The organism is Amycolatopsis sp. NPDC058278 (assembly GCF_042881395.1).
Taxonomy (GTDB): domain Bacteria; phylum Actinomycetota; class Actinomycetes; order Mycobacteriales; family Pseudonocardiaceae; genus Amycolatopsis.
Window position 1 is genome coordinate 1 of sequence record NZ_JBHVXZ010000208.1, and the last position, 10,623, is coordinate 10,623.

Annotated in this window: 9 protein-coding genes; 8 read left to right on the forward strand and 1 reads right to left on the reverse strand. The window is 70.1% G+C overall.

Annotated features, from left to right (window positions below):
• A partial coding sequence (locus tag ACFVYA_RS48075; protein WP_387055120.1) for a GntR family transcriptional regulator occupies nucleotides 1–767 on the reverse strand: 767 nt, incomplete at its 3' end.
• Between the two features lie 253 nt (nucleotides 768–1,020).
• Between ACFVYA_RS48075 and ACFVYA_RS48080 the strand changes: the two genes are divergently transcribed.
• From ACFVYA_RS48080 to ACFVYA_RS48115, 8 genes are all read left to right on the forward strand, one after another.
• Complete coding sequence (locus ACFVYA_RS48080) at nucleotides 1,021–2,010, forward strand: 2-dehydropantoate 2-reductase (protein ID WP_387055122.1); 990 nt, start codon at nucleotides 1,021–1,023, stop codon at nucleotides 2,008–2,010.
• Nucleotides 2,011–2,022: 12 nt separating this feature from the next.
• Nucleotides 2,023–3,942: a molybdopterin oxidoreductase family protein gene (locus tag ACFVYA_RS48085; RefSeq protein WP_387055124.1), complete on the forward strand. Its 1,920-nt coding sequence runs from the start codon at nucleotides 2,023–2,025 to the stop codon at nucleotides 3,940–3,942.
• 1 nt (nucleotide 3,943) lies between these two features.
• Entirely contained in the window at nucleotides 3,944–5,689 is a 1,746-nt protein-coding gene (locus ACFVYA_RS48090; protein ID WP_387055126.1) for an NAD(P)H-dependent oxidoreductase subunit E, read from the forward strand.
• On the forward strand, nucleotides 5,686–6,543 hold the full coding sequence (locus ACFVYA_RS48095; RefSeq protein WP_387055128.1) for a 2Fe-2S iron-sulfur cluster-binding protein: 858 nt from the start codon (nucleotides 5,686–5,688) through the stop codon (nucleotides 6,541–6,543). Before ACFVYA_RS48090 ends, ACFVYA_RS48095 begins: the two co-directional genes overlap by 4 nt.
• A 114-nt stretch (nucleotides 6,544–6,657) precedes the next feature.
• Nucleotides 6,658–7,122 carry a hypothetical protein gene (locus ACFVYA_RS48100; RefSeq protein WP_387055131.1) on the forward strand — a complete coding sequence of 155 codons (465 nt, stop codon included), beginning with the start codon at nucleotides 6,658–6,660 and terminating at the stop codon, nucleotides 7,120–7,122.
• Nucleotides 7,123–7,200: 78 nt separating this feature from the next.
• Complete coding sequence (locus tag ACFVYA_RS48105) at nucleotides 7,201–7,719, forward strand: peptidase inhibitor family I36 protein (protein ID WP_387055133.1); 519 nt, start codon at nucleotides 7,201–7,203, stop codon at nucleotides 7,717–7,719.
• A 2-nt stretch (nucleotides 7,720–7,721) separates the two neighbouring features.
• Nucleotides 7,722–9,953, forward strand: a complete 2,232-nt coding sequence (locus ACFVYA_RS48110; protein ID WP_387055135.1) for a glycoside hydrolase domain-containing protein — start codon at nucleotides 7,722–7,724, stop codon at nucleotides 9,951–9,953.
• Nucleotides 9,954–9,973: 20 nt separating this feature from the next.
• On the forward strand, nucleotides 9,974–10,594 hold the full coding sequence (locus tag ACFVYA_RS48115; protein ID WP_387055137.1) for a M15 family peptidase: 621 nt from the start codon (nucleotides 9,974–9,976) through the stop codon (nucleotides 10,592–10,594).
• Nucleotides 10,595–10,623 lie beyond the last annotated feature (29 nt).

Consider the following 10,623-nt stretch of genomic DNA (forward strand, 5'->3'; position numbering starts at 1 on the left):
GGACTGGCCCCCGGCGGGTTCCGGGACTCGGCCCCGGAAGGCACAGCCGGACGTTCGTGGTAGGCCTGGCGGGTCCGTTCGGTGTGCTTGGCCATGATCTTCTCGGCGGCGTCGGCGTCCTGGGCGGCGATGGCCCGGATCAGGTCCTCGTGCTCGTTCCACGCGTCCCGCCCGCGGGGGCGGGCGATCGGGGTGTAGTACCAGCGGACCCGGCGGTCGACCAGCCCGATCATTTCCGCGAGCACGGCGTTCCCCGAGAGCTCGGTGATGAACGCGTGGAGGGCGGCGTTGGCCGCGACCAGGCCCTCGGTGTCCTGCTTGGCGAGTGCTTCGAGGCCGGCCTGCTGCAGTTCGTGCAGGTGGAAGACGTCGGAGGCGGTCGCCCGGCCGGCGGCGAGCTTCGCGGAGTGCGTCTCCAGCACGCTGCGGACGCTGAGCAGCTGGTCGGCCTCCTCGTCGGTGGGCAGGTGCACGAAGGCGCCCTGGGCGGGGCGTAGGTCGACCCAGCCTTCGCTCTGCAGCCGTTGCAGCGCTTCCCGGACCGGCTGCCTGCTCACGCCGAGGTACTCGGCGAGGTCGGCCTCCACCAGGTGCTGCCCGGGCTCGAGAGTGCGGTTGATGATCAGTTCGGCGAGGGCTTCGTAGACGACCTGGCGCAGCGGCGCGGGCCGCTCGACGCGCTTGGCGGCGGTCGAGCTGAGCGATCCCTTGGCCGTGCGGCGGCCGGTCGGGCCGCGGTCGGGCAGCGGGGAAGCGGGCGGGCTCACGGGACACCTCGAGTCGGAGAGGAAGCGGTGATCTGCCCCCAGGATACAGGTTTTGGTATGCAAAATCCCAGCACTCACCCGCGAGGGGTGGTTTTGGGTCGATGTGGATCAGTCACAGCCCGCGGACGTGACCTCCGGTGCCGGTTTTGCGGCTTTTCGCTGCGCCGCCCGGGTGATCGCCGCGCGGAGTCTGGTTCCGACCAGGGATCCAGGATACTGTATGCAATCACGCGCAGGACCAGGGAGGCACATCATGAAGGTGGCTGTTCTCGGGGCCGGGGCGATCGGCGCCTACGTCGGGGCCGCGCTGCACCGCGGCGGGACCGAGGTGCACCTGATCGCCCGCCGGGCCCACCTCGCGGCGATGCGCGAGCACGGCGTCCGCGTGCTGAGCCCCCGCGGTGACTTCACCGCCCACCCCCACGTCACGGACGACCCCGCCGAGGTGGGTGAAGCCGACTTCGTGTTCCTCGGCCTCAAGGCCAACTCCTACGCTTCGTGCGGCGAGCTGCTCGCGCCGCTGCTCGGCCCGGAGACGGCGATCGTGGCCGCGCAGAACGGCATCCCGTGGTGGTACTTCCACGGCCTGCGGGGCCATCCACTCGAAGGGCAGCGGGTCGAGACCGTCGACCCCGGCGGCTCGGTGACCGCGGTGCTCGGGTTGCGCCGGGCGATCGGCTGCGTCGTCTACTGCTCGACGGTCATCGAGGCGCCGGGCGTCATCCGGCACCTGGAGGGCACCCGGTTCTCCCTCGGCGAGCCCGGCGGCGAAATCTCGGCGCGTTGCCGGGCACTCAGCGCGGCGATGATCGCCGGCGGGCTCAAGGCCCCGGTCGAACCCGACCTGCGCAACGACATCTGGATCAAGCTGATGGGCAACGTCGCCTTCAACCCGCTCTCGGCGCTGACCCGGGCGACCATGGCCCAGATGTGCGAGCACGAGGACACCCGCGAGCTCGTCGCCACGATGATGACCGAGACCCTGGCCATCGCCCGCGCCGCGGGCAGCGACCCGGGCGTCTCGGTCGAGAAGCGCATCGACGGCGCCCGGCGCGTCGGCCACCACAAGACGTCGATGCTGCAGGACCTGGAAGCGGGCAAGCCCCTCGAGATCGACGCGATCGTCGGCGCGGTCGTCGAGCTGGCCGGCCTCACCGGCGTGCCCGCGCCGGCCCTGCGGTACGTCCACGCCGCCGTTTCCCTGCTCGACCACACCAGCAAAGTCCCCGTCGGGTCGCACTGACCGGAGGTCACCGTGAAGCGCAGGAACACCGAGCCGTACGTCCGGCTCACCCAGCCCCTCGTGCGCGATTCCGGCGTGCTGCGGCCGGCCACCTGGGCCGAAGCCCTCGACCGGGCCGCCGCCGGCATCCGCCGCACCCTGGACGGCAAGGGGCCCGAGGCGTTCGGGATGTTCTCGTGCGCCCGCGCCACCAACGAGATGAACTTCGTCGCGCAGAAGTTCGCCCGCGCGGTGATCGGCACGAACAACGTCGACTCGTGCAACCGCACCTGCCACGCGCCGAGCGTCGCCGGGCTGGCCCGCGTGTTCGGCAGTGGCGGCGGCACGTCCTCCTACCAGGAGATCGAGGACGCCGACGTCATCGTGATCTGGGGCGGCAACCCGCGTGAAGCGCACCCGATCTTCTTCCACCACGTGCTCAAGGCCGTCCACAAGGGAGCGAAGCTCTTCGTCGTCGACCCGCGGCGGACCAGCACCGGGAGCTGGGCGCACCGGCAGCTGCAGCTCGAAGTCGGCACCGACATCCCCCTGGCCCACGCCATCGCGCGGGAGATCATCCACTCCGGACTGGCGAACACGACCTTCGTCGAGCGGGCCACCGAGGGGTTCGCCGAGTTCGCCGCGTCGGTCGAGCCGTGGACCCCGGAGGTCGCGGAGAAGACCACCGGCGTCCCGGCCGGGCTGATCCGCGAACTCGCCCACACCCACGCGCGCGCCGACCGCGCCCAGCTGTCCTGGACCCTGGGCATCACCGAGCACCACAACGGCACCGACAACGTGCTGGCGCTGATCAACCTGGCCCTGCTGGCCGGGCAGGTCGGCCGCTACGGCGCCGGGCTGAACCCGCTGCGCGGGCAGAACAACGTCCAGGGCGGCGGCGACATGGGTGCCATCCCGGACCGGCTCCCCGGCTTCCAGGACGTCCTCGACGCCGGCGTCCGAGCCAAGTTCGACGCCGCGTGGGGCTCATCGATCCCGCCGCACCAGGGCCTCAACCTCACCCAGATGCTCGACGCGATGGAACGCGGCGACCTGACCTGCGTGTACATCATCGGCGAGAACCCGGTGCAGTCCGAAGCGGACTGCGAGCACACGATCAAGCGGCTGGCCAACGTCGACCACCTGGTCGTGCAGGACATCTTCCTGACCAAGACCGCCCAGCTGGCCGACGTCGTGCTGCCGGCGTCGGCGGCCTGGTGCGAGAGCGACGGCACCTTCACCAATTCCGAACGGCGGGTCCAGCGCGTCCGCAAGGCCCTCGAGCCGCCGGAAGGCGCGCGTGACGACATCGAACTGCTGTCGGAGCTCGCCCGCCGGCTCGGCCACGACTGGCACTACACCGGCGGCGAAGAGGTCTGGGACGAGCTGCGCTCGCTGTCGCCGATGCACGCCGGGATGTCCTACGCGCGCCTCGAAGAGCTCGGCGGCATCCAATGGCCGTGCTACTCCGAAGACACCCTCGAGCCGACGTTCCTGCACGCCCGGCTGTGGGCCGAGGAGCCGGCCGAACGCGGCCGGCCGGCGCCGTTCACCGTGCTCGAGCACAGCCCGCCGGTCGACCTGCTCACCGAGGAGTTCCCGATCCGGCTCACCACCGGCCGGCGGCTGGACTCCTACAACACCGGCGTCCAGTCGAGCGGGTTCCCCTCGCCACTGCGGCAGGGGGAGACCCTCGACCTCTGCCCCGGGGACGCCCGCGCCCTCGGCGTCGAACCCGGCGAACTGGTCCGGATCTCGTCCCGGCGGGGCGCGATCGTCGCGCCGGTGCGGCTCGACAAGGGCCTGAAGCCGGGGCTCGCGTTCATGACCTTCCACTTCCCGGACGAGGTCGACGTCAACGTCATCACCATCGAAGCCACCTGCCCGATCGCCGGAACCGCCGAGTACAAGGCGGCGGCGATCCGCGTCGACAAGCTGCCGGTGGAGGTCTGAAGTGGACCTCAAACTGCTGGACGCCGTCGCGTCGCACGAAGAACGGGCGGCGGTCGCCGGGTTCGCCGGTGGCGGCCGTGACCAGCTGCTCCCCGCCCTGCACGCCGTCAACGACCGGGTCGGCTGGATCAGCCAGGGCGCGCTGAACCTCATCTGCGAGACGCTGCACGTGCCGCCCGCGGACGCCTACGGCGTGGCGAGCTTCTACTCGCTGTTCGCCCTCGAGGAACGCCCGGCGCGGGTGGTGCACGTGTGCACCGACCTGGCCTGCCGGCTCACCGGCGCGGAGACGGTGTGCGACGTCGTCACCGAGCACGTCGGCGCCGCGGGGAAGGCGCGCGGCGGGGTCACGTGGCTGCGCAGCCCGTGCCTCGGTGTCTGCGAACGGGCCCCCGCGGCGCTGACGTTCCAGGCCGGCGACCCGGCGACGGCCGAGCTGCTCGCCCCGGCGACCGGCGCGTCGGCCGTGCTCGCCGCCCGGCGGGAGCCGGTGGTGGGCCAGGGCGCGCCGCCGGTGATCCACCAGAAGGACGGGCTGCGGTTGCTGCGCCGAGTCGGTGTCGTCGATCCGGCCAGTTTGGACGACTACCGCGCGTCCGGCGGCTACGCGGCGCTGCGGAACGCCCTCCGCATGGGTCAGGCCGCGGTGATCCGCGAGGTCACCGACTCCGGGCTGCTCGGCCGCGGCGGGGCCGCGTTCCCGACCGGGCGCAAGTGGGCGGCCACCGCCGCCCAGCCCGCCGGGCCGCACTACCTGGTGTGCAACGCCGACGAGAGCGAGCCCGGCACGTTCAAGGACCGCGTGCTGCTCGAAGGCGACCCGTTCGCGCTGGTGGAGTCCATGACGATCGCGGCGTACGCGATCGGCGCCACCCAGGGGTTCGTCTACCTCCGCGGCGAGTACCCGCGGGCGCTGCGGCTGCTGCGGAACGCCCTCGACGTCTGCCGCGAACGCGGGTTCCTCGGCACCGACGTCATGGGCCACGAGGGGTTCTCGTTCGACATCGAGATCCGGCGCGGCGCGGGCGCCTACATCTGCGGCGAAGAGACCGCGATCTTCAACTCGATCGAGGGCTTCCGCGGGGAACCCCGGACGAAGCCGCCGTTCCCGGTCGAACAGGGGCTGTTCGGCAAGCCGACCGTGGTGAACAACGTCGAGACGCTGGTGAACGTGCCGCTGATCCTCACCGAAGGCGCGGCCGCGTACCGGGCGATCGGCACGGAAGCCTCGGCCGGGCCGAAGCTGTTCTGCCTGTCCGGCAACGTCGTGCGGCCCGGCGTCTACGAGGTGCCGTTCGGGGCGACGCTGCGGGAGCTGCTCGCCATGGCCGGGGGAGTGCCGGAAGGCCGGTCGCTGCGGGCGGTGCTGCTGGGCGGCGCGGCCGGCGGGTTCGTCCGGCCGGACGAGCTGGACCTGCCACTGACGTTCGAGGACGCGCGGGCGGCGAAGGCGACGCTCGGCTCGGGTGTCGTCCTGGTCCTCGACGACCTCGCCGACCTCGGCGGCTTCCTGCTGCGGATCGCGGAGTTCTTCCGCGACGAGTCTTGCGGCCAGTGCGTCCCGTGCCGGATCGGGACCGTGCGGCAGGAGGAAGCGATCCGCCGGGTCCTGGCCTCCGGTTCGGCGGAGCGGCCGCTGCTGCGCGAGGTGGGCGGGGTCATGCGTGACTCGTCGATCTGCGGGCTCGGCCAGACCGCGTGGAACGCCATCGAGTCCGCCATCGACCGGCTGGGAGCACTCAAGTGACCATCGTGGACATCGGAATCCCCAAGCGGCTGGTCGAGTTCACCGTGGACGGTGAGACGGTCCGCGTACCCGAGGGTTCGACGATCCTCGACGCCTGCACGGCGGCGGGCAAGGTGATCCCGACGTTGTGCTACGGCGACACCCTGGAACCGGCGAACGCGTGCCGCGTCTGCATGGTCGAAGTCGAGGGCGCACGGACGCTGGTGCCGTCGTGCTCGCGCAAGGCCGAGCCGGGCATGGTGGTGCGCACCGACTCCGAGCGCACCCGCACCAGCCGCAAAGTCGTCCTCGAACTCCTGGCTTCGGCGACGGACCTGTCGACCACACCGGGCGTCGCGGAGTGGCTGGCGGAAACCGGCGCGGACCCGGACCGCTTCGGCCCGGACGCGGCGACGGTGGCGCAGCCGGCCCTGGTCGACAACGAGCTGTACGTCCGGGACTACGGGAAGTGCGTCCTCTGCTACAAGTGCGTCGACGCGTGCGGCGAGCAGTGGCAGAACTCGTTCGCGATCACCGTGGCCGGCCGGGGCTTCGACGCACGGATCTCGACGGAGTTCTCGAACCCGTTGCCGGACAGCGCCTGCGTGTACTGCGGCAACTGCGTCGAGGTCTGCCCGACCGGGGCGCTGAGCTTCAAACGCGAGTACGACAAGCGCGAAGACGGCACGTGGGACGAGGAGCGTCAGACGGCCACGACGACGATCTGCACGTTCTGCGGAGTCGGCTGCAACCTCACGCTGCACGTCCAGGACAACGAGATCGTCAAGGTGACTTCCCCGCACGAGAGCTCGGTGACGCACGGCAACCTCTGCATCAAGGGCCGTTTCGGCTGGCAGCACGTCCAGAACAAGTGACAGACCCTCGAGTGCCTCCGACCGGCCACGTTCCGTAAGACTGCAGCGCCACTGCAGTGAACACTGCCAGGCTCCCCCTCGATCGCAGTCGTCTCGACGAGGGGGAGAGCCACGATGGCCGACACAAGAGTCCGGAACCGAGCCGGCTCGGTTCCGTTCAGCCGGGTGAAGGCGGCCGCGGCCGTGACCGCGGTCGTGGGGGCGACCGTCCTGGCCGGGGCGCCGATCGCCACCGCGGCACCCGCCACGACCACCGGCGACCCGTCCAGCTCGATCGACCCGGTCCTCCGCTACGGCGCGACCTACGCCGCCGGCATGCTGCGCTGGCACCAACGGTCCGTCGACGTCGACTACTTGTTCAAGGCCAGCAACTGCCGCCGGCTCTACGTCTACGCCTACGACGCCGACTGGAAGCGCTGGCCGGCGAGGAGCACCAGCCTGCACTGCAACGACGTGACCTCCAGCACGATCAACGTGCCCGTCGACATCGCCGGCGGCCCCCGCTGGGTCGATCTCTGCTTCAGGGACGAAACCGACAGTGAGCAGCAGTTGGCCTGCGAGGGGTACCCGCACCCTTGACCGATCACGTTCGGTGACACCCGTGTCGGTCACTTCCGTCCCGGCAACCCATGAGAACGCACGAACCGAGGGGAACACATGCGCAGGTTGAAAGCAGGCGTCCTGGCCGCGATGACGATCGGGATCTTCTCGATCGCCCAGACGCCCGCGGACGCGGCACCGGCAGGGGTGCTGGCCTCCTACCAAGGCACGACCATCGATCTCGGCAAAGGCTGGGCCGACGCCGAGGTCTGCGCCGAGTTCGCGGTGGGCGACGTCCGCTGTTTCCGGACTCCGCAGGAATTCGCGGCCACCACGGGCCGCTTCGGTCCCGCCGCGGCCGAAGACTGCCCGTTCACCTGGGTGTGCCTGTGGGAGAACATCAACCACACCGGTAAGCGCCTGCAGTGGAACCTGCCGGGCAAGAAGAAACTGGAAGACTGGAAGTTCCGCGACATGGCCAGCAGCGCCGCGGTGCACCGGCCGCAGGGCGGCGCCACCCTGGTCAACTACTCCATCGGGCCGGACGGTCGGGCGTACCTGGCCGCGAACGGCATCTACTCCGACTTCCGCGACTTCGGGTGGAACGACAAGACCGACGAGATCCAGGTCGGCTGACGATGGCCGACGAGATGGTCAGACAGGCCCAGCGCTTCGTCAACGACGTCTACGGCAGCCGGATCGGGATGACGGTCGAGGAGGACGGCCTCACCAAGTGGGAGGTCATGTACGCGCTCACCCGCGCGCTGCAGTGGCAGCTGGGCATCTCGCCGGTGACCAACAGCTTCGGGCCGACCACGCTGTCCACGCTCACGGCGAAGTACCCGAAGCTGAACTTCGGCACGATGCCTTCGGCGGACTTCTGCCGGATCATCCAGTCGGCGCTGTACTGCAAAGGCTACGACGGCGACGGCATCAACGGCGCCTACGGTCCCCGCGTCCAGGCCGCGGTGACCAAGCTCAAGGAGGACATGGGCGTCGGGACGGTGTTCCCCGGCAGCGACCTGACACCGAAGGTGTTCAAGGCGCTGTTGACCATGGACGCTTACGTCACCGTCAACTCCGGTTCGGCGACGGTCCGCGAGATCCAGCAGTGGCTGAACGGGCGGTACATCGGCCGCCGCGACTTCTTCGTCATCCCCTGCGACGGCCACCATTCGCGGGACGTGGCCAAGTCGGTCCTGTTCGCGATCCAGTACGAGCTGGGCATGGCCGACGGGACCGCCAACGGGGTGTTCGGTCCCGGCACCCAGGCGGGCCTGAAGCAGCACACGGTCTCCCTCGGCAACACGGGAATCTGGGTGTGGCTGTTCTCGGCGGTGATGGCGTTGAACGCGCGGCCGGTCGACTTCACCGGCACGTTCGATTCCTCGCTGGGCAGCGCCGTGCAGGCGTTCCAGTCGTTCGCGAAGCTCACGGTGTCCGGAACCGGTGACTTCCCGACGTGGGCATCACTGCTGGTCTCGTACGGTGATCAAACCCGCAACGGCGAGGCGTGCGACGGCGTCACCAAGATCACCGATGCCCGTGCGGCAACGCTGAAGGCACAAGGGATCAGGTACGTCGGCCGCTACCTCACCGCGCTGAGCACGACCTCGGAGAAGCCGATCCAGGCGGGCGAACTGCAGGCCATCGCCGCCAACGGCCTGCGGTGCTTCCCGATCTACCAGATGTTGGGGCGGGACGCGGGCAGCTTCAACTACCCGGCCGGCCGGGCCGCGGGCTACGCCGCGATGAACGCGGCGCAGGACCACGGGTTCCGGAACGGCACGCGGATCTTCTTCTCCGTCGACTTCGACGCGCTCGACGGCGACGTGACCTTGAACGTCCTGCCGCACTTCAAGGGCATTGTGGATTCCCTGGCCGACGCCGGCGACCCGTATCTGGTGGGCATCTACGGCCCGCGCAACGTGTGCTCGCGGGTCGCGGCCGCCGGGCACTCGACGGCGAGCTTCGTGTCGGACATGTCCAGGGCCTACTCCGGCAACCTGGGTTACCCGCTGCCGGAGGACTGGGCGTACGACCAGATCGTGACGCGCGCGCTCGGTTCCGGCGACGGCTCGATCGAGATCGACGTCGACGTCGCTTCGGGCCGTGACATCGGGCAGAACTCGTTCGACCCGCCGCGCACCGTCGTGCCGGACACCCGGCTGGCGCCGGAGGTGTACCCGGCGCTGGAACTCGACGTCGGCAAGTACATGGAGTCCATCGGGTTCCCGAACAACGGCGGCACACGGAACTTCACGCACGAGCGATGCCTGCGAACCACCGTGCTGGACCACGACGACGTCATCACCGAGCTGTCGAACCGGTACGCCATGCGCAAGGCGCTGATCCAGGCGTCGGCGTACTGGGAGATGCGGCACTGGGACGCGGTCGACGACGCCGTCGATGTGTTGGTCGTGGCTTACCACGACCCTCAGCCGGGCCTGCCGCCGCCACCGAATGCGCCGAGGGACTCGTCGACGGGTATCGCCCAGATCTTCGGGGCCACCGCGATCCTGGCGTGGAACCACTGCATCACCAAGGGGGAGGCCAGCGGCCCGATCCGGGACACCGCCGACGACGACGACATCTACGCCGCCTGGAGGCAGGTCAGGAACGACGAATACGCGCTCCGGACCGTGGCGATGATCCACATCTGGGGTGCGGACGGCAAACCGGGCGGCCAGAACCCGCCGGCCGGCGAGACGGTGCTGAGGCCCATCGCGTTGAACTACACCGAGCGGGAGATCTTCGAGATCCTGCGCCGCTACCAAGGCTGGGGTGACGAAGCGGCGAAGCACGCGGGGCAACGCATGGCGCTGTACCACATCCTCGAGAAGTACAACGGCATCTCGCGGCACCTGTGAGAAGGGGAGGAGCAGAGGCGATGCCCTTGCGACGTCGGACATTCCTCATCGCCGCGGCGGTGGCCGGAGCAACCGTGGTCCTGGCGCCGGCCTCGCCGGCGGACGCCGGAACGGACCAGTGGGAGGAGGAGATCAAGCGCCGGCAGCCGAAGCGGAATGACGTGCTGACCGGAGTGCCGTCGCACAACGGCTGGGAGATGGAAAAGGTCGCCGACGGCCGCGGGAACATCCACACGCGCCCGGTGCCCGGCACCCCGCTGTCCGGGGTGCAGCTGCGCATCGGCGTGGTGGACGCGGTGCTGGCGCACGTCATCCACCGGTTCCACTGCGACGTGGACGAACTGCGCGACGGCGACGTGACCGGCTGGTGCTCTCCGGCCGCGGTCAAGCCGGCACTGCCCGAGTCGAACCTGGCTTCGGGGACGGCGGTCAGGATCCGGCCGGGTCACTACCCGCCGGGCTCCCGCGGCGGCTTCTACGCCCCGCAGGTCGCCGCGATCCACGGGATCATCGCCGACCTGGGCGGCACCGTGCGCTGGGGCGGCGACGACGCATCCGTGGACGAGGCGTTGTTCTACATCGATGTCCGACCCGATGACCACGAGCTGCCGCGGACGGCGCTCCGGGTCCGTCCGCTGTAGGGGGCAGAAGACTGATCTGAGGTCCGCCA

Excerpts from the sequence above, each read along its gene's own strand:
- ACFVYA_RS48080 (WP_387055122.1), top strand. The coding sequence starts at position 1,021 with ATGAAGGTGGCTGTTCTCGGGGCCGGGGCGATCGGCGCCTACGTCGGG.
- ACFVYA_RS48100 (WP_387055131.1), top strand. The coding sequence starts at position 6,658 with ATGGCCGACACAAGAGTCCGGAACCGAGCCGGCTCGGTTCCGTTCAGC.
- ACFVYA_RS48105 (WP_387055133.1), top strand. The coding sequence starts at position 7,201 with ATGCGCAGGTTGAAAGCAGGCGTCCTGGCCGCGATGACGATCGGGATC.
- ACFVYA_RS48110 (WP_387055135.1), top strand. The coding sequence starts at position 7,722 with ATGGCCGACGAGATGGTCAGACAGGCCCAGCGCTTCGTCAACGACGTC.
- ACFVYA_RS48115 (WP_387055137.1), top strand. The coding sequence starts at position 9,974 with ATGCCCTTGCGACGTCGGACATTCCTCATCGCCGCGGCGGTGGCCGGA.